Here is a 17,532-nt window from a genome sequence, read left to right as displayed (position 1 = left end):
ACCCGACGTCGTCCCCGTGGGCGGCCCGTGCCGGAGGAACCGGTGCGGGCCGCCCACGCGTATGTGGAGACGGATACGCCTTCGTGGAGACGGACGCACAGGCGAGGCATAGCCGCGGCGCGGTGCGCGCGTCATCAAGGGCAGAGGGGCAGTGAGGCCCGTCGGGACGTCGGAGACGAGAAGGTGGCGATGGATGCCGAAGGGCAGGAAAGCTTCCGGGAGTTCGTGGACGGTCGGTCGGCCGCGCTGCTGAGGACCGCCGTGCTGCTCAGCGGCGGCGACCGGCACGCCGCCGAGGATCTGTTGCAGAACGCGCTGGTCAAGGCCGTGGGCCGGTGGCACAGGATCGATGACCCGGAGGCGTATGTCCGGCAGATCCTCTACCGGCAGCAGGTCAGCAGATGGCGGCTGAAGTGGCCGCGGCGGGAGCTGGCCGTCGCCGAGCCGCCGGAGAGCGCCGTGGGGGACGGTTCGGGCGCCGCCGAGCTGCGGGTCGTGATGCGGGCCGCGCTCGGCAAGCTCACCACGCGGCAGCGCACCGTGCTGGTGCTCCGGTACTTCGAGGACCTGCCCGAAGCCGACGTGGCCCGGCTGCTCGGCTGCTCGGTCGGCACCGTGCGCAGCACCACGCACCGCTCGCTCGCCAAGCTGCGGGGCCTCGCGCCCGAGCTGGCGGCGCTCGACGGGCCGGACGCCGGCACCGGCAGCCGGCCGTCCCATGACTATTCGCCCGTGTCGTCCGTGGAGGTACAGCCGTGAACGTGGAAGAGCTGGTGCGCGAGTCGCTCCGGGAACAGGCGGACGGCGGAGCCAGGCCGCCGGCCGGGTTCGCCGACCGGGTCCTCGCCGTGCGGCGCCGGCGCAGGACCCGGAATCTCGCGGGACTCGCGGCCGCCACTGCCGCCGTAGTCGCCGCCGCCGTGGCCGTGCCCGCCCTGGACTCCGGTGACCAGGACGTACGCCCGGCCAGCGAGGCGCAGTCCGGGGATGTCGTCGCTCACCCCGACCAGTCGCCCCCGCGCGACCTGATCGCGGCGGGCAACACCGCGCTCGCCGCGTTCTACACGACCAGGACCAGCAAGCTGCCGGGCGGCGACAAGCTCACCACCCGCACCTACGGCCTGCTCGACCAGAAGACCGGGAAGTACGAGAAGGCCGCCAAGAAGTGGGCCTGGATCGATGTCGCGCCAGGCATGCGCACCGCCGCCGTCCTGGAGGGCGAGCTGCCCGCCCCGCGCATCGGCGTCCTCGACCTGATCACCGGCAAGGTGGAGCGCTGGATCCCGGTCGACCGCGAGGTGGCCGGCGTCCAGTGGTCGCCCGACGGCAGCAAACTCGTCGCCACCGCCTACAGCAAGAACCCCGACCGGATGATCGACCTGCCCGACGACCACCCCAAGAACCCGCCCCAGCGGCACGGCAGTCGTACCGGGTTCTTCGTTGTTGATGTCTCGTCCGGTCAGGTCGGTCCGTTCCGCGCGCTGCCGCAGAAGACCGACGACAAGTTCGGCTTCTTCTCCGGCAATTCACGTGAGGACCTGCAGTGGAGCCGTGACGGCAAGGTGCTCTACGTACAGGGGGCGGAGGGTCCCGACGGCAAGAATCGGTCCTGGTACACGTTGGCGGGAGAGAAGGCCGCGGCGCCCGACGGCGAGCGGTACGCGGGCTGGCCCGCGGCCGGTCTGTCGCCCGACGGGAAGCTGCTCGCGAGCGACGGCGACGACAAGGGATCGCCGATCCTCGACCCGGAGACCGGCAAGAAGATCACCACCGTGCCCGGCCAGCAGCAGCTCGCCTGGGCCGACAACAAGCGGCTCATCGCCTGGGGCTGCGACCCCAAGAAGTGCGACGGCAAGGGCGAGTTCCGCAACCAGCTCCTGCTGGTGACCGTGGGCAGCAAGAAGGTCGTGCCGCTCAGCGACTTCCGCAAGGCGTCCGACGACTATCCGGGCCGCTGGACGCCCATGTTCGCCGCCCGCTGACCCCCTGTCGCAGCGCCTCGTACGCAGCCAGCAGCCCGTCGGTCGCCTCGCGGCCGGCGGGCAGCAGCGGTGCCCGCACCGGGCCGCCGGGCAGACCGAGCGCGCCGAGCAGCGCCTTGGAGGTGACCGTGCCGGGCAGGCCCGAGCCCATCATCAACTCGATGAGTCCCATGGCCCGTTGCTGGAGTCGCCGGGCCTCCGTCGGGTCACCCGCGTCGAACGCGTCGATGATCGACCGGAGTTGACGTGGTGCCGCGTTGGCCACCGTGCTGATGTAGCCGACTCCGCCGATCGCGTACATCGCCAGGATGTACTCGTCGCAGCCCGTGTAGTACGCCAAGTCCGTGCGGGACAGCACCTTCTGAGTGCCCATCAAGTCATACGCACAGTCCTTCACCGCGACGATCCGTGGATGCTCCGCCAGCCGCAGCATCGTCTCCGGCTCGATGCGCGTCCCGGTGCGGCCCGGGATGTCGTACAGCGCGAGCGGAAGCCCCGACGCGTCCGCGACCTCCCGGAAGTGCGCCTCGACGGCGTCCTGCGGCGGCCTGCTGTAGTACGGAGTGACCACCAACAGGCCGTCCGCGCCCGCCTTCTCGGCCTGCAGCGCCAGCTCGACCGTGTGCCGCGTGGCGAAGCTGCCGACCCCCGCGACGATCGAGGCCCGGTCGCCGACGGCCTCGGCCACGGCCCGCACCAGCGCGGACTTCTCGCTGTCCGACGTGGTCGGCGACTCACCGGTGGTGCCGGACAGGACGAGCCCGTCGCAGCCGCCGTCCACCAGACGCGCGGCGAGCCGCTGCGCCCCGTCGAGGTCGAGCAGCCCGTCTTCGGTGAAGGGCGTGATCATCGCGCAGAGCGCGCGGCCGAAAGGGGGACGGGCGGATGAGGGTGAGGTCATAGAGGCAGTGTCGGTACGCAGACGGTGAAGCTCCACTTAATTCTGCTACGAGGTAAGGGCGAGGAACGCTACGACGTACGCCTGGACTCGGCGGGCACTAGTGCCAACTCGCCCCTGTATGGGTCACCATGGGCCGGACGGTAGTCGACGACGGACGGCCGCTGGGCCGGCCACAGGAGGCGTCATGAGGCTGGGCAAGGCACTCGCCACCGGTATCGCCGAGGAACAGCCGATCGAGGAACGGAGGGTCGAGGACGCGGTCCTCGATCCCGAACGGGTCCAGGAGCCCCGTGAGTCGGCCGACCCGGCCCCGGTCGAGGTCGCGGCGGCCCGATGAGGCTGCGGCTCCCCGCGGAACGCCCGAAGGAGCCGCCGACCGGATACAAGATCGCCCGCCCGGTGCTGTCCCAGGACGGCACCCGGGCCGGGTTCACCGGCGTCTCCCTGGGCGCCGCGCTGCCCTACGCCGTGCTCGACGAGGCGCACTGCGTCTACGGCCGGCGGCACGCGGCCCCGCACCGGCGCTGCGACTGCGGCTTCCACTGCGTCCATGAGCGCGCCACGGCGGAGGCACTCCTGTGCACCGCCGAGCACCGCGGGGCGGCCCTGCTCGAAGTGACGGTGCTCGGCGCGTACATCCGCTTCGAGCGGGGCTTCCGGTACGCGCGTCAGCGCGTCCGTACGGCGACGGTGCGGCCTTGCCGCTGCGGCGCGCGGGCGACGCTGCTCGTGGACGCGGGATGGGGCAGGCCCGGCTGGCAGGTGCTGGAGAGCGCGTGCGGCGGCTGCGCCGGGCGGCGCTCGGCACTGCGCCTGTCGGAGTTCGCGGGCGTCGCGGGGGAGGGGCTCACGGTCGTCGGGGCGCGCCCGGACACGGTGCCCACCTCGCCCGCGCAGGCCATGGGCGTACCCGAACTGGTCGCGGAGGCGGCGCTGCTGCAGGCCCGACTCGACGTGTTCCAGGGCGAGTTGGCGCGGCTGAGCGAGGACGGAGCGAGCTGAGCGAGGACCGAACGAGCTGACCGGGGCCGGTCTGGCATGATCGGCCGCGGGGCGTGACAGGCCGACATGACATGACAAGGCATGAGGCTTGATGAACGAGAACGACAACAACGGAACACGAACGCAGGAGAGGCGCGTCGCCCTGGTGACGGGCTCGTCCTCGGGAATCGGCGCCGAGGTGGCCCGCCGCCTCGCCGCCGCGGGCATCCGGGTGGTGGTCAACTCCGCCAACTCGGTCGAGGCGGGCGAGAAGCTGGCCGCCGAACTCCCCGACGCCGTCTACGTCCAGGCGAACGTCGCCGAGGAGGCCGACGCCAAGCGCCTGGTCCAGGCCGCCGTCGACACGTACGGCCGCCTCGACGTCCTGGTCAACTGCGCGGGCGCCACACGCTTCATCGCCCACGACGACCTGGAGTCCGCGAGCCCCGACGTCTGGCGCGAGCTCTACGACATCAACGTCATCGGCGTATGGCAGACGATCACGGCCGCCGTCCCGCATCTGCGGGCCGGTGGCGCGGGCAGCGTCGTCACGATCTCCTCGCAGGCCGGTGTGCGCCCCGGCGGCAGCTCGATCCCGTACTCGGTCAGCAAGGCCGCCGTGAACCACATGACGAAGCTCCTCGCCAAGACCCTCGGCCCGGACATCCGGGTCAACGCGGTCGCCCCCGGCATGATCGACACCCCCTGGTTCGACGGTGTCGAGGGCATCGAGTCCGCGATGGCCGAGACCGCGGCCCGGCTGCCGCTGCGCCGCGTGGGCCGGCCGCAGGACATCGCCGACGCCGTCTTCGACCTGGTCGGCGCCGCGTACATCACCGGAGAGGTGCTGCTGGTGGACGGCGGCGGCCACCTCCTGTGAACGGACGGGCCGTGCGCGCGTCCCATGGGGCGGGCGCACGGCCCCGCCGCGTTGACGCCCCTGGCCGCCCAGAGGAGGCTCAGGCCATGAGGACACACCCGTACGCACGTTATGTCGCGCTCGGCGACAGCCAGACGGAAGGGATCGGCGATGGCGACGAGACCCACGGCTACCGCGGCTGGGCCGACCGGCTCGCCGAGATACTCGCCGAGGGCAACCCCGGTCTCGGCTACGCCAACCTCGCCGTACGCGGCAGGCTGACGGCCGGCATCAAGGCGGAGCAGCTGGCCCCGGCGCTCGCCCTGAAGCCGGACCTGGTCACCGTCATGGCCGGGATGAACGACCTGGTGCGCCCCGGCTTCGACGCCGCACGGGTGGCCCGCGACATCGAGGACATGTTCACCGAGCTCACCGCGGCGGGCGCGCGCGTGGCCACCGTGACGTTTCCGGACATCGGGCGGATCTCCCCGCTCGCGCGCCGGGCGCTGCCCCGCGTGCTCGACCTGAACGCCCGCATCAGGGCCGCCGCGGACCGCCATTCGGTGGTCGTCTTCGACACCTTCCCGCACCGCGTCACGACCGACCCCCGGCTGTGGACCTCCGACCGGCTGCACGCGAGCCCCGTCGGCCACGCCCGGATCGCCGCCGGAATGGCCGACGCGCTCGGCATCCCCGGCCACGAGGACTGGGTACGGCCGCTGACGCCGCCGCTCGCCCCGGTGTCGACGCTGCGGGCCGCCGCGGCGGAGGCCAAGTGGTTCGCGGAGTTCATGGGCCCCTGGGCGTGGCGGCGGCTGCGGGGCCGCTCCTCGGGGGACGGCCGGGAGGCGAAGCGGCCGCGCCTGGGCCCGGTGACGATTCCAGAGCGGGCGTGAACGGCCCGTACCGCACTCCAGCATGAACGCCCCGTAACGGCCCGTACCGCACGGCAGAGCGACAGGGGGAGTCAGCATGAGCAACGGCAAGGAGTTCGAGATCGCCCGGGAGTTCGAGGTCGACGCCTCGCCCGCGGAGGTCTGGGACGCGCTCACCACCGGCACCGCGGGCTGGCTGTGGCCCATGGAGTACGAACCGCGCGAGGGCGGCTCCGCCCCCTCCGGCGGGACCGTCGTCCACTGGGACCCGCCGCACCGCCTCACCGCCCGCGTGACGGACCCGGCGGGCCTCCCCGCGGGCCAGACCCGGAGCGAGCTCGACCACCTGGTCCAGCCCCGCGACGGCGGCCGCCGCTCCTGGGTCCGCTATGTGCACGGCGGCTTCTTCACCGACGACTGGGCGGGACGGTACGACGCGGCGTGCAAGCACACCGACTTCCATCTGCACACCCTGCGCCAGTACCTGACCCACTTCGCGGGCCTCCCCGCCACCTTCACCACCCTGGAGGGCCCGCCGGCCTCCACCGCCCCCGACGCCTTCGTCAGGCTCGGCCGCGGCCTCGGCCTGCCCGACGACGCGCGGGAAGGCGCCCGCGTACGCGTCGAGGCGCCCGGCGGACCCCTCGACGCGCTCGTCGACTTCCGTACGCGGTACTTCATCGGGCTGCGCACGGACAGCGTGCTGCACCGCTTCTTCGGCCTGGGCCGGTTCGGTGCACCGGTGGGCATCAGCGTCCACGACTTCGCGCCGCACGCCGACCCCAAGGGCACCGAACTGGCCTGGCGGGACTGGCTGGACAGGCTCTACGCCTGACCCTCTGCTACGGGCGGAACCGCAGCACCTGCGGGTCGTGGTCGCTGTTCTGCTCCGCGAACTCCGCGTTGATGTGCACGCTGTCGTAACTGAAGTCCCCGGCACCCCCCACACCGGGACTCGCCAGGATCTGGTCGAGGACCTGCGAGTTGCCCTGGTAGACGTACGAGTAACGCTCGGACCGGGGGAGGGACTTGACCGCGGACTTCAGCGCGCCGCCCGCCTCAAGGGCCTTCGTCGTCGCGGAGAACTCGAAGTCGTTCACGTCCCCGAGGACCACCACGTCCGCGTCCTTGCGCACCGCGCGCACGTCCCGCACGAAGTCGTTCACGACCTTCGCCTGCCGCACCCGCTTCTCCTCCGAGGACCGCACCGGCGGCTGGTGCTTCGAGGTGAGACCCTCGTCGCCGCCCTTCGAGCCGAAGTGGTTGGCGACCACGAACACGGTCCGCCCCTGGAAGGTGAACTCGCCGGCCAGCGGCTTGCGGCTGTCCGCCCACGCGGAGTTCGCGGGGTCGATCCGGCCCGGCGAGAGGCTCAGCGCGGGCCGCCCGCCGTCGCGCACGACCTCGGTGCCGGTGGTCGCGTTCCCCTCGCCGCGGTCCGTGAAGGACACCCGCTCCGGGTTGAAGAGGAACACCTGCCGGATGTTCCCGCCGGGCTCCCCGCCGTCCTTGTTGTTCTCGGGGGCGATGGACCGCCACTGGTAGCGGGGCCCGCCCGCGGCGACGATCGCGTCCGTGAACTTCTTCAGCGTCGCCTCCGCGGAGACCGTCCCGTCGTTCTTCGCGCCGTTGTCGTCCTGGATCTCCTCCAGGGCCACGATGTCGGGCGATGCGAGGTTCGAGACGACGGCCGCCGCGAGCGCGTCGAACTTCTTCTGCGGGTCGGTCGGGTCGAGGTTCTCGACGTTGTACGTGGCCACGGCGAGCTCGCTCTTCGCCTGGCGCCGCGTCTTCTCCCGTACGAGACCGTTGTCCGTGACCTTGCCGAGCGTGCGGGCCGTCAGGGTGTAGCCGCCGAACTGGTTGAAGTCCAGGGGGCCTTCGGCGCCGCCGGAGAGCACGTCGCCGACGTTCGCCTTCGGGAAGGGCTGCTCGGCGACCGGGGCGAGCTGCTGGATCTGCAGCCGTCCGGTGTTCTGCGCCGTGTAGGAGCCGTAGACCGTGCCGCCGCGCCGGTTCGCGTTCTCGTTCGGCTTCACCGTGATCCACAGCTCGTTGTACGGGTCGGTGGCGCCGACCACGCGCGAGGTGCCGACGCGGACGTTCATGCCCTCCAGGGACTCGTACCGGTCGAGCGCGTACGAGCGGGGCTTCAGCCCCAGCCCCTCGATGCTGCCGCCGTCCGCCGGGTCGCCCTCGGGCGCGTACGCGGAAGGCACCGACTTGGCGTCCACGGTGACCGGTGCGGGCAGCTTGTTGCCGGAGGACTCCACGGTCACCGTCGGCTTGGTGAGCTGCGTCAGGGACTGGTTGCCGGAGTCGGCGCCGCCGGGCACGTACTCGGTGACCGTGCCGGAGACGCGGACGGCGTCGCCGACCTTGACGGTGAGCGCCGCCGAGCCCGTGTAGACGAAGACGCCTTCGCTGGTCGCGGCGTCGGAGTCGGCCTTCGGGTCCTGGATCCAGAAGCCCTTCGAGCCATGGCCGCGGACCCCCGTGACGATGCCCGCCACGTCGGTGACCTGCTGCCCGGCCAGCGGAGAGAGCCGGGTGGTGCCCTGGATGTCGTGCACGCGGACCTCGTCGGCGGATGCCGTGGAGGAGGTCGCCGCCAGCAGACCGGCCGCGAGAGCGGTGGTGACGACCGCCGCGACGGCGGTGGTCCTCGCGGTGGGGCGGGCGGCGCGGGATATGTGAGGCATGAAGGTACTCCGGTGAGGGTGACGACGTGAGGGTGACGAACTGACGAGTACGGCGCTCTACGCGCGTCAATCTCTTGTGTGACCAGGGGAGTTGTCAAGGTTCGATGGGTGTTCTCGCCGTGTATGTCTGCTGCATGGCTCCTGACAGGGACATGAACCGGGCGGCATGGGTCCAAATCCGTCTAGGCTTCTGTCGACCACCTTTCCCCCGGAGGAGAAGCAGCCGATGTCCGTAAGTCCCGCCACCCTGCCGCCGGTGCTGCTGCACCCCGAAGCGGAGCTCGCGCGGGCCGCGCTCGCCACACCGCTGCTCTCCCGCGCCGCGCGGCTCGCCCGCTGGGCGGGCCCCGAGACCCGGGTCGGGGCGGGCGGCGAGCTCGTCGACGAGCAGCTTCCGGCCGCCGCCGCAGAGCTGGGCCTGGACGCCGGCGACCCGGACTCCGCCGCGTACGCGAGCGAGGCCTGGCGGGTCGCCGTCGACACCGGCCTGGTCGAGGTCACGGACGGCGACGAGGACGCGGAGGGCGAGGCCGCGCTCGGCACGGTCACCGCGGGCGAGGACCTCGCCGCGCTCACCTCCGGCAGCCCGCAGGACATCCTCGGCGTCTGGCTCGGCGCCCTGGACACCGTGTACGCGGACGCGACCGTGCCCGACATGGACAACCTCCTGGACGTCCTGGAGGAGAACGGCGAGATCGACTTCGAGGAGCTCGGCTGGGACCCGCAGGCGGAGGCGGACTTCCTGGACGGTGTGCTCGGCAACCTCTACCTGCTGACCGTCAGCGACTCCGCCGCGAGCGAAGGCCCCGTTCCGCTGCCCGCGCTCGCCGCGTCGATGATCGTCCCGGACGACATGGGCGAGCCCACGGACGACGTCCTGGAACAGGTGTCGGACGCGATGATGAAGCTCGACGACCAGTTCCGGCTCTTCGAGCCGCTCGGTCTCGTCGAGTATCAGCCGGTCGACGAGGCACTGATGGTCGACATCGACGAGGCGGAGGCGCCGCTGCCGGCGGACGACGAGGACGTCTCCCGGTACGGCATGGTCCGGCTGACCCCGCTCGGCCTGTACGGCGTACGCGCCCGGATGCTGGAGGCCGGCGTCGACGCGCCCGCGGTCGGCGACCTCGCCGACAAGGGTGCCGACTCGCTGCTCGACGGCACGGCCGGCTTCCCGCAGGCGGCGGCGCAGGCCGAGATCGAGGGCTGGCTCGCCCGGCACGAACCGCTGGGCGCCGCGCGGGAGTTGCTGGCCGCTGCGCGCGGCGGCGACGAGGACGCGCCGCTGCGCAGGCTCCGCTGCCAGCAGGCGCTCTCGCTGGTCGGCACGGAGGCGGAGCCCGCCCTGCGCGAGGTGCTCGACGACGCGGAACTCGGCGGACTGGCCCGGGTGTGGCTGGTCGAGCACGGCGCGGCGGACGTGCCCGTGCCGTCCGAGGCGATGGTGTTCTGGCTGACCATCGACACGATCGCCGCGCAGCTCCAGGCCGAGGGCAACTCGGACGAGCTGCAGGGCCTGGTCGAGGGGCTCTCCGAGCAGCACGGCGGGTTCTTCGCCGCGGCGTGGCGGGTGGACCACCCCGCCACGGCGGACGTACTGGAGGCGATGGGCCGGCTGCACCCCGACAAGAAGGTGGCCAAGGAGGCGCGGAAGGCGGCGTTCAAGGCGCGGTCGCAGCAAGGGATTTGACGCGGTCGGCGGCCGGGCGGGGAGGTTCCGCCCGGCCGCTTTCCGGTTCAGCTCAGCGCTGATGGAAGGCTGTCAGCACTGATACAGCGTCGTGTGCTTGAACGACGACGTCGCGCCGTCGAATCCGTACGTCCCCCGGTACGCCGGAGGGTTCTGGTACTCGCCGACGATCGTGATCGTGTTCGCGCACGAACCCTGACCGGAGCGCTTGGCGTCCAGCCTGATCGTCTCGCCGATGAGGCCGCCCGTGATGTCCCACGGCGCCCCGCAGATGCCGGCGGTGATCTGGCCGCCGACGACGACGTGCGGGTAGGTGTTCGGGTTGTACTTCACCGTCATGGCGAAGGTGATGGCACCGTTGTGCAGCTCCAGCTTGCACTCGGTGGACACCGCCTCGGCGGATACCTCCTGGGGCGCGGCGAAGGCCTCGTCGCGCGTCTTGACCTCGGCGCCCTGCGGATTGTGGAAGCGGTGCTCCGCGCGGGCCTGGCCCTTCTGCTTACGTGCCTGAGTGGTCATGAAGACCCTCCTCTCGTGGTGCGACCCGTTCTCGTGGTGCGACCGGTCAGGCCAGCTGCTCGGAGACCTCGACCCGCAGCAGCGCGCGGACGTTCTCGTAGTGGTTGATGACGGTCACGGTCGAGGACCCGGCGAACAGCAGGCCGAGCGCGACGTTGTCGAGCGAGGTCACCAGGGACCCGGAGTCGCCGCCCGCCGAGATGTTCGTCGTCAGGATCTGGTCCTTGAAGCGGGCCGTGCCCGCCGTGCCGTAGTTGACGTCGATGGTCGCGTCGACGGAGATGATCCGGCCGAAGGAGATGTTGGTCGTACGGCCGGTCTTCTTCACCAGGTCGCCGACCGCGACGTTCGCCTTGCGGCGCCAGGCGCGCGGCGCACCGCTGAAGTACGTCTCACGGGTCGCGTCCTGGAAGTCGACGGTGCCGAGCGCCGCGTCGACGACGTTGTTGTGCCGCTCCAGCGGGATCTGCGGGGCGAACTGGATCGTGATGAACCGGTCGAGGACCGCGATGCGGTCGGCCGGGTCCTGGCCGCCGTCGAAGACGCCCGGCTGCACGATCGCGCTGCCCAGCTGGGCCCGGTTGGAGTCGGCGAGCACGTGGTTGTTGGAGAGGATGTAGAACTTCGCCGGTACGCCGAGGCCGGGGCCCGGCGGGTCGACGGAGGCGCCGGGCAGGAAGTCGTAGACGACGCTGCCGAGCGTGCCGGCCGTGACGCGTACGTTGCCGACCGAGAACCCGGAGGGGCACGGACGCATCCGGCGCCGCAGGAGCTGCGGCTCGAACGCGCCGAGTCCGCCGAGCTCTTCCAGCATGGGCTGGGACAGGCCCGCGAGCTGCTCGCTGACGCTGCCGTCGGGGTCGAACGTCACGGATGAGCGGTCGTCGGCGCGGCCGGCCTTGCGCTGCTGGCGCTGGGCGGCGACGTGGCCGACGGCCACGATGTCGGTGGGGGTGCCGTCGTCCATCTGGGGCGGGATCACGTCCCGCTCCGGGAGCAGGGACTCCGGGACCTTCTGGGTCACGAAGACGAGGACTGCGGGTTCGCCGGTGGGTTCACCGTCGGTCCATTTCACGCCGTGGCCGAAGCCGACGACATTGGCCAGCGGCGACTGGGGCCGCAGGAACTCGGCCGCCGCCTGCTGACGGGAGCTGTCGCTGAGCTGACCGCCGGTGGGTCCTCGCATCAATTCGGGCTGGCTCACCACGCCAGACCACCTCTTCCCCTTGGTCGAAGGGCGGAGTTCCGGGCCGCCGGAGTCAGTCGTCCTGCTGGGCCACGGGTTCGCCGATGGCGAGCACCCGCACGGGGACGCCTTCGAGCAGCTCCGGAATCACGTCGTCGTCACGGAGCCGGTCGCGGGGCACGGAGCGGGTGACGAACACGACGATCACGTCCGCCCCCGAGTCGTCGTCCCTGCCGATGCCGACGCCGGTGACATTGGCCAGCTTCATCAGCCGGTCCTCGTGGAGGCTGCGTGCCTGCTGTGCGTCCACGCGGCTCGCCTCCCCCAACAGGTGATGCAGGTAGGGGATGTCTATTGCCGGGTGGATCGCCGGTCAAGGCGTTCCGCACGAAATCTTGGCTTTACGGGTGATCCGCGCCTGTTGACCTTCTTTACGAAGATTCTTCCCGGTGGCCTGTTCGGGCGGCCGGCCCCCCGGCGTCGGACGGTGTTCAACCGCCGTTCGCGCGCGGGCGGGAACGTGACGCCGAACAGCAGCCCGTCCGTAGTCCGCCCGTACGCGCCTCAGGAGAGATCATGTCGCTCACCCGCAGGGACTTCGCCAGACGCTCCGCGATCACCGGCGCGGGGGTTGCGCTGGCCGGCAGCGTCGGCGCGCTCGCCACCGCACCCGGCGCGCTCGCCGCCACCGAGACGGAGACCGACACGGAGGCCGGCACGGAAGGGGCCGAAGTGGCACCCGAGCACGGCGCCCCCGGCTACGGCCCGCTCGTCCCCGACCCGGCCGGAGTGCTGGCGCTGCCCGCCGGGTTCTCCTACCGCGTCCTCACCCACAGCGGGAAGACGAAGCTGGAGACGGGCGAGTTCACCCCGTCCAACCACGACGGCACGGCCACCTTCGAGGGCCCGCGCGGAGTGACGCTGCTCGTCAACAACCACGAGCTGAGCGGCCCCCGGTCCAAGTGGAAGCACCCGGTCCCGCTCACCGACGGCCTCGTCTACGACCCGGCCGCGTCCGGCGGCTGCACGGTCGTCGAGGTCCGCCGCGACGGACAGGTCGCCGAGTGGGTCGGCATCGCGGGCACCGCCACCAACTGCGCGGGCGGCAGCACCCCCTGGGGCACCTGGCTCACCTGCGAGGAGACCGAGGACCTGGCCGGCGAGAACGGCATGACCAAGGACCACGGGTACGTCTTCGAGGTCGACCCTCTGGACAAGCGCGCCAACCGCGACCCCAAACCGATCAAGGCGCTGGGCCGCTACGCCCACGAGGCCGTCGTCGTCGACCCCAGGCGCGGCCACCTGTACCTCACCGAGGACGCCGACGAGCCCAACGGCCTGCTCTACCGCTGGACCCCGCCGCAGGGCTTCGAGCACGGCCGCGGCAAGCTGCGCACGCTCGCCGACGACGCGGGCGTCCTGAAGGCCCCCAAGTGCTTCGACTCCGGCGGCCGTTTCGTGGACGACCTGTCCCGCGCCACCAGGATCGGCACGGTGTACGGCGTTGACTGGGTCGAGGTCCCGGACCGTGACGCCCGCACGGTGCCGGTGCGCGAGCAGTTCGACGACGGCGACATCACGCGGGCCCGCAAGCTGGAGGGCATGTGGTGGGGCGACGGCGGTGTCTACATCGTCGCCTCCTACGCCCGCGACGAGAGTCCCGTCCAGCACGACGGGCAGGTGTGGTTCTACCACCCCGCCCGGCGCACCCTCACCCTGAAGGTCCTCCTCGGCGTCAACCAGGACCCCGGCAAGGACGGCGCCTTCGACGGCCCGGACAACATCACCGTCTCCCCGTACGGCGGACTCGTCATAGCCGAGGACGGCGACGGCATCCAGCACCTCTTCGGGGCGACGGACCGCGGCCGCACGTACCCGATCGCCCGCAACGACCTCAACGCGGGCACCCCGGAGAAGCCGTCCTACAGCGAGTTCACCGGAGTCACGTTCTCGCCCGACGGCAAGACCCTGTACGCCAACATCCAGTCGCCCGGCATCATGCTGGCCATCACCGGCCCCTGGCGCAGGCAGCGCGGCTAGCCGCCGCTCGCGGCATTGACCGCACGCACGGAGTCGTTCTCGATCCGCGCGTACCAGCCGGAGGAGTCGGCGGCGAGGCCGGTGATCTCGCCGCCTGCCCGCCACTCCTCGCGGCGCCGCCAGCCGCGCAGGTACCAGGGCGCGGCAGACGTCGCCCGCCGCCGCGTAGACGGTGCCGTCCACGACGGCCGGTGGGATCTGTGCGGTCCCGCCGAACGTCTCCAGCCACAGCTCCTTGCCGCTGGCCGGGTCGACGGCCCGCAGCGCCTTCTCGTCGGTCCAGTGCAGCAGGACGCCGTCCGCGCTGACGGGCCCGTACCCGCCGCCAGCTCGCGTCGAGCCCCGCGGTGGGCAGGCTCCAGCGCCCCTCGCCGGTCAGCGGGTCGAAGCCGATGCGCCGCCCGGCGCCACCGGCGAGCAGGAGTCCGGTGCCGGGACGTTCGCCCACTCCGGGGACGTATCCGAGGGCGGTGCTGCCACGCCCGGCCGCCACCTCCATGCCCCGCCGGTGCAGCCGCTCGCCTCTGGGTACGCCGATGAGATGCAGCTCGGCGTCCTCGGTGAGCAGGGCGAAGCGTCCGGAGCCCAGGGCGATGGGGGCGGTGAGGACCTGACCGTCGTCCGCGAGACCTTCGTACGTCCAGAGCGTCCGCCTGGTGACGGTGTCGAGGCAGAGCGGCCTGCCGCCGACCGCGGGCGTCCAGGGGGCACCGCCGGCGGGCAGGGTGCGGGAGCGCAGTACGGGCCGGCCGCTGCTGTCCGCCGGGTCGCTCAGGGTGATGAGGCGTCGGCCGGAGAGGGCGTACCGGTGAGGGTCCTGCGGCGCTCGGAGCGGACGGCGGCGGCGATGGCGGCGGCGCGGTCGACGGGTTCGGGTTGCGTGGCGTCCGGAGGCGGGGGCGGGGGCGGGGGCAAGGGCCTGGTGGCGGGGCGGCCGGATCAGAGGTCCGCGCAAGCACATCGGGCACGGCGGGCCGAAGCGCCGGATCCCGGTGCAGGCACTCGGCGACGAGATCCCGCGGGCCGCCCTCTTCCGGTACGCCGGTGAGGTCGGGCTCCTCGTGGGCGGCGCGGTAGAGCAGCACCGCCGCCGGCCCGGAGCCGTAGGGATGCTCTCCGGCGGCGGCGAAGGCGAGGACCGCGCCGAGGGCGAACACATCGGCCTCCGGGCCTAGTTGACCGTTCCGCGCGAGCTGTTCCGGGGCGATGAAGCCGGGCGAGCCGATCGCCTCGACCGTCCCGCCGGAGGCTCCCCGCCTCCGGACGATCTGTGCGACGCCCGAGGAGCATCCCACGGTTGCACCGGAAAACCATTGGTGCCCCGTCAGTTCACTCTCCTAAAGTGAAGCTCGTCCAGGTGCGAAGGCAGGACTTACTTCCACTCCTAATGGGGAGGTCGCGGGTTCGAGTCCCGTCTCCGGCACTACAGGCCGGAGTAGCTCAGGGGTCAGAGCACCATCGTCAGTTCAGCCGACCTCGATCTCTGGACACCCATAACTTCATGCGTTCTCACGCACCTCCCGGTGCGCAGGCAGCGGCTACTTCCTTTAAAGAAACCAGCCCGCAGCCACCTTGATCTCGGGAGGCCCAGCAGCAGGTCCCCGGCATGAACATCCGTCGCCGCTCCGGAATCCGAGCGTGCCCTTCTGCTGCCCGCCTCCCCCTCGTACTTCTGAATTCGGGGGAATTCACATGGCACGCTTCAACACCAAGTCGGCCAAGGCACTCGTCACTTCGGCCGTGAAGTCGACCGGCCGTACCACCCGCACCCATCAGGGCGGCCGGGGCCACCTCCGCGACCCGCGCTCCGAGCTTTTTCTGCTCGCGGTGGCGAACTTCGTGTCGCAGCGCACCTTTTACGAGTCCGGCGAGAACCGCGACGACCGTTTCACCGCGCTCGTGCGCCGCCTCGCCGTCGAGGACCCGCAGTGGACGGCCGGCCTGCTCGGCTGGCTGCGCGGCGACGGCAACATGCGGACGGCCTCGCTCGTCGGCGCCGCCGAGTACGTGAAGGCGCGGCTCGACGCGGACGCCACCGAAGGCCCGAGCAACCGCCAGGTCATCGCCTCCGTGCTGCGCCGCCCCGACGAGCCCGGCGAACTGCTCGGCTACTGGACGGCGACGTACGGGCGGAGCATCCCCAAGCCCGTCAAGCGCGGCATCGCCGACGCCGTGCGCCGGCTGTACGGCGAGAAGGCGCTCCTGAAGTACGACACGGCGTCCAAGGGCTACCGCTTCGGCGACATCCTGAACCTCGTGCACGCCGCGCCCGACCCCGACAAGCCGTGGCAGGGCGACCTCTTCCGGTACGCGCTCGACCGCCGGCACAACCCGGACAGCGCCGTCCCGCCCGCTTCGGCCCGCGTGCTTGCCGCGCACCGCGAGCTGATGGCGGTGCCGCAGGCCGAGCGGCGTGCGGTGGTGACCGGCCCCGGCGGCGCCGAGCGGCTCGCCGCGGCGGGCATCACCTGGGAGGCGCTCGCGGGCTGGCTGCAGGGGCCGATGGACAAGGCCGCCTGGGAAGCGGTCATTCCGTCCATGGGCGCGATGGCGCTCGTGCGCAACCTGCGGAACTTCGACGAGGCGGGGGTCTCGGACGAGGTGGCGGCCGGTGTCGCCGCGAAGCTCGCCGACCCGGCGGAGGTCGCGAAGTCGCGGCAGTTCCCGTTCCGCTACCTGGCCGCGTACCAGCACGCGCCCTCGCTGCGCTGGTCGTACCCGCTGGAGCAGGCGCTCGGCCACTCGCTGGCCAACGTGCCCGCGCTGCCCGGCCGTTCGCTGATCCTGGTGGACCGCTCCGGCTCGATGTGGTCGCCGCTCTCGGACCGCTCGCAGCTCAACCGCGCGGACGCGGCGGCGATCTTCGGCACGGCGCTCGCGCTGCGGGCCGCCGACGCGGACCTGGTCCAGTTCGGCACGGGCAGCGCCGAGGTGAAGTACCGCAAGGGCGAGTCCGTACTGAAGGTCCTGGACCGCTTCGGCAGCCTCGGCGGCACGGACACCACCGAGGCGGTCCGCCGCTTCTACAAGAAGCACGACCGGGTCCTGATCGTCACCGACGAGCAGGCCGGGTACAACCACCACGGCGACCCGACCGAGCAGGTTCCGGCGCACATCCCGGTCTACACCTGGAACCTGGCGGGCTACCGGGCGGGCCACGGCGCGTCCGGCACGGGCAACCGCCATGTGTTCGGCGGCCTTTCCGACGCGGCCTTCCGGATGGTGCAGCTCCTGGAGCAGGGCGCCTCGAGCGACTGGCCGTGGGTGAAGTGAGCGGGGGTTGACGGGCGGATGTGGCACTGATGTGCGCGTGGTGCCACGGAACGGCTACGTTCTGCTACGGGGAAGCCGTATTTGTGTGTCGGTTTGATGCCGATGTGAGGACCGTGTGAGCTCAGAGCATGGTGCGGCGGGCTTCCGGGGGCGCATACTCGGGTCATGACGAGGCCCCCCGGTACCCGACGCCATCTGCCGAACAGTCCCTTCAATGTTCCGCCGCCGCCCGCACCGCCCATCGAGCAGTTCGCCGTGGGCGACCGGGTCTCGCACGACCAGTACGGACTCGGACGGATCGTCGGAGTCGAGGGCGAGGACGCGGTCGTCATCGACTTCGCGGGCCGTCAGGGCAGGTTCCTGAGCCCGTACCCGAAGCTGGCCAAGCTCTGATCTGAGCACGAAAGGGGCGGGGGGGGGGCGGGGGGGGCGGCCCCCCCCCCCCCCCCCCCCCCAAGACACCCCCGGGGGGGGCGGCCAAAGCCACCGCCCCCCCCCCCACAACCACCCCCCGCCCCCGCCCC

General features: G+C 71.8%; 17 protein-coding genes. 12 read left to right on the top strand and 5 right to left on the bottom strand.

Annotated features, from left to right (window positions below; all coding sequences use genetic code 11):
- The first annotated feature begins 189 nt into the window (after positions 1 to 189).
- Positions 190 to 759 carry a SigE family RNA polymerase sigma factor gene (locus ACIBKX_RS00715; protein WP_363277350.1) on the top strand — a complete coding sequence of 190 codons (570 nt, stop codon included), beginning with the start codon at positions 190 to 192 and terminating at the stop codon, positions 757 to 759.
- Positions 756 to 1,982, top strand: a complete 1,227-nt coding sequence (locus tag ACIBKX_RS00710; protein ID WP_363277349.1) for a WD40 repeat domain-containing protein — start codon at positions 756 to 758, stop codon at positions 1,980 to 1,982. Before ACIBKX_RS00715 ends, ACIBKX_RS00710 begins: the two co-directional genes overlap by 4 nt.
- On the opposite strand, the gene dapA is transcribed toward ACIBKX_RS00710, so the two are convergent.
- Positions 1,915 to 2,883, bottom strand: a complete 969-nt coding sequence (gene dapA, locus ACIBKX_RS00705; protein WP_363277348.1) for a 4-hydroxy-tetrahydrodipicolinate synthase — start codon at positions 2,881 to 2,883, stop codon at positions 1,915 to 1,917. The genes ACIBKX_RS00710 and dapA overlap by 68 nt on opposite strands.
- 184 nt (positions 2,884 to 3,067) lie before the next feature.
- On the opposite strand from dapA, the gene ACIBKX_RS00700 reads away from it, so the two are divergent.
- The 5 genes from ACIBKX_RS00700 to ACIBKX_RS00680 all read left to right on the top strand — a co-directional run bounded on the left by ACIBKX_RS00700 (position 3,068) and on the right by ACIBKX_RS00680 (position 6,433).
- Positions 3,068 to 3,220, top strand: coding sequence for a hypothetical protein (locus ACIBKX_RS00700; protein ID WP_363277347.1), 153 nt, complete (start codon positions 3,068 to 3,070; stop codon positions 3,218 to 3,220).
- On the top strand, positions 3,217 to 3,885 hold the full coding sequence (locus tag ACIBKX_RS00695) for a hypothetical protein (RefSeq protein WP_363277346.1): 669 nt from the start codon (positions 3,217 to 3,219) through the stop codon (positions 3,883 to 3,885). The genes ACIBKX_RS00700 and ACIBKX_RS00695 overlap by 4 nt, the downstream gene beginning before the upstream one ends.
- Before the next feature lie 91 nt (positions 3,886 to 3,976).
- On the top strand, positions 3,977 to 4,744 hold the full coding sequence (locus tag ACIBKX_RS00690; RefSeq protein ID WP_363277345.1) for a glucose 1-dehydrogenase: 768 nt from the start codon (positions 3,977 to 3,979) through the stop codon (positions 4,742 to 4,744).
- 86 nt (positions 4,745 to 4,830) lie between these two features.
- The gene (locus tag ACIBKX_RS00685) at positions 4,831 to 5,619 is read left to right on the top strand and encodes an SGNH/GDSL hydrolase family protein (protein ID WP_363277343.1); all 789 of its coding nucleotides are present in this window, start codon (positions 4,831 to 4,833) and stop codon (positions 5,617 to 5,619) included.
- A gap of 76 nt (positions 5,620 to 5,695) precedes the next feature.
- A complete protein-coding gene (locus tag ACIBKX_RS00680) occupies positions 5,696 to 6,433 on the top strand; it encodes an SRPBCC domain-containing protein (RefSeq protein ID WP_363277342.1) in 738 nt (245 codons plus the stop codon).
- A 7-nt stretch (positions 6,434 to 6,440) separates the two neighbouring features.
- Here the strand turns inward: ACIBKX_RS00680 and ACIBKX_RS00675 are convergent, their stop codons facing one another.
- A complete protein-coding gene (locus ACIBKX_RS00675) occupies positions 6,441 to 8,300 on the bottom strand; it encodes an endonuclease/exonuclease/phosphatase family protein (RefSeq protein WP_363277341.1) in 1,860 nt (619 codons plus the stop codon).
- Positions 8,301 to 8,526: 226 nt separating this feature from the next.
- Between ACIBKX_RS00675 and ACIBKX_RS00670 the strand changes: the two genes are divergently transcribed.
- Positions 8,527 to 9,990, top strand: coding sequence for a hypothetical protein (locus tag ACIBKX_RS00670; protein ID WP_363277340.1), 1,464 nt, complete (start codon positions 8,527 to 8,529; stop codon positions 9,988 to 9,990).
- Positions 9,991 to 10,062: 72 nt separating this feature from the next.
- Here ACIBKX_RS00670 and ACIBKX_RS00665 read toward each other — a convergent pair whose 3' ends face one another.
- From ACIBKX_RS00665 to ACIBKX_RS00655, 3 genes are read right to left on the bottom strand one after another with little or no spacing between them, the layout of a single operon-like run.
- The gene (locus ACIBKX_RS00665; protein WP_363277339.1) at positions 10,063 to 10,509 is read right to left on the bottom strand and encodes a hypothetical protein; all 447 of its coding nucleotides are present in this window, start codon (positions 10,507 to 10,509) and stop codon (positions 10,063 to 10,065) included.
- A gap of 46 nt (positions 10,510 to 10,555) precedes the next feature.
- A complete protein-coding gene (locus ACIBKX_RS00660; protein ID WP_399375544.1) occupies positions 10,556 to 11,713 on the bottom strand; it encodes a hypothetical protein in 1,158 nt (385 codons plus the stop codon).
- Positions 11,714 to 11,768: 55 nt separating this feature from the next.
- Positions 11,769 to 12,005, bottom strand: a complete 237-nt coding sequence (locus ACIBKX_RS00655; protein WP_363277337.1) for a hypothetical protein — start codon at positions 12,003 to 12,005, stop codon at positions 11,769 to 11,771.
- 266 nt (positions 12,006 to 12,271) lie between these two features.
- On the opposite strand from ACIBKX_RS00655, the gene ACIBKX_RS00650 reads away from it, so the two are divergent.
- The 4 genes from ACIBKX_RS00650 to ACIBKX_RS00635 all read left to right on the top strand — a co-directional run bounded on the left by ACIBKX_RS00650 (position 12,272) and on the right by ACIBKX_RS00635 (position 17,401).
- Complete coding sequence (locus tag ACIBKX_RS00650; protein WP_363277336.1) at positions 12,272 to 13,735, top strand: alkaline phosphatase PhoX; 1,464 nt, start codon at positions 12,272 to 12,274, stop codon at positions 13,733 to 13,735.
- A gap of 992 nt (positions 13,736 to 14,727) precedes the next feature.
- Positions 14,728 to 14,910: a hypothetical protein gene (locus tag ACIBKX_RS00645; RefSeq protein ID WP_363277335.1), complete on the top strand. Its 183-nt coding sequence runs from the start codon at positions 14,728 to 14,730 to the stop codon at positions 14,908 to 14,910.
- A gap of 517 nt (positions 14,911 to 15,427) precedes the next feature.
- Positions 15,428 to 17,008: a TROVE domain-containing protein gene (locus tag ACIBKX_RS00640; RefSeq protein ID WP_363277334.1), complete on the top strand. Its 1,581-nt coding sequence runs from the start codon at positions 15,428 to 15,430 to the stop codon at positions 17,006 to 17,008.
- A 165-nt stretch (positions 17,009 to 17,173) separates the two neighbouring features.
- Positions 17,174 to 17,401 (top strand): CarD family transcriptional regulator, encoded by a 228-nt coding sequence (locus ACIBKX_RS00635; protein ID WP_363277333.1) that lies wholly within the window; start codon positions 17,174 to 17,176, stop codon positions 17,399 to 17,401.
- The last annotated feature ends 131 nt before the right edge of the window (positions 17,402 to 17,532 follow it).

The organism is Streptomyces sp. NPDC050658, assembly GCF_044457025.1.
GTDB lineage: Bacteria > Actinomycetota > Actinomycetes > Streptomycetales > Streptomycetaceae > Streptomyces.
The sequence above is the reverse complement of the archived record's forward strand: the minus strand, read 5'-3'. Positions and strand labels throughout refer to the sequence as shown.

Bases quoted from the DNA above. Each gene is read 5' to 3' on its own strand.
- ACIBKX_RS00650 (WP_363277336.1), top strand. From the start codon at position 12,272: ATGTCGCTCACCCGCAGGGACTTCGCCAGACGCTCCGCGATCACCGGC.
- ACIBKX_RS00665 (WP_363277339.1), bottom strand. From the start codon at position 10,509: ATGACCACTCAGGCACGTAAGCAGAAGGGCCAGGCCCGCGCGGAGCAC.
- dapA (WP_363277348.1), bottom strand. From the start codon at position 2,883: ATGACCTCACCCTCATCCGCCCGTCCCCCTTTCGGCCGCGCGCTCTGC.
- ACIBKX_RS00685 (WP_363277343.1), top strand. From the start codon at position 4,831: ATGAGGACACACCCGTACGCACGTTATGTCGCGCTCGGCGACAGCCAG.
- ACIBKX_RS00675 (WP_363277341.1), bottom strand. From the start codon at position 8,300: ATGCCTCACATATCCCGCGCCGCCCGCCCCACCGCGAGGACCACCGCC.
- ACIBKX_RS00680 (WP_363277342.1), top strand. From the start codon at position 5,696: ATGAGCAACGGCAAGGAGTTCGAGATCGCCCGGGAGTTCGAGGTCGAC.
- ACIBKX_RS00640 (WP_363277334.1), top strand. From the start codon at position 15,428: ATGGCACGCTTCAACACCAAGTCGGCCAAGGCACTCGTCACTTCGGCC.
- ACIBKX_RS00715 (WP_363277350.1), top strand. From the start codon at position 190: ATGGATGCCGAAGGGCAGGAAAGCTTCCGGGAGTTCGTGGACGGTCGG.
- ACIBKX_RS00695 (WP_363277346.1), top strand. From the start codon at position 3,217: ATGAGGCTGCGGCTCCCCGCGGAACGCCCGAAGGAGCCGCCGACCGGA.
- ACIBKX_RS00635 (WP_363277333.1), top strand. From the start codon at position 17,174: ATGACGAGGCCCCCCGGTACCCGACGCCATCTGCCGAACAGTCCCTTC.
- ACIBKX_RS00670 (WP_363277340.1), top strand. From the start codon at position 8,527: ATGTCCGTAAGTCCCGCCACCCTGCCGCCGGTGCTGCTGCACCCCGAA.
- ACIBKX_RS00700 (WP_363277347.1), top strand. From the start codon at position 3,068: ATGAGGCTGGGCAAGGCACTCGCCACCGGTATCGCCGAGGAACAGCCG.
- ACIBKX_RS00690 (WP_363277345.1), top strand. From the start codon at position 3,977: ATGAACGAGAACGACAACAACGGAACACGAACGCAGGAGAGGCGCGTC.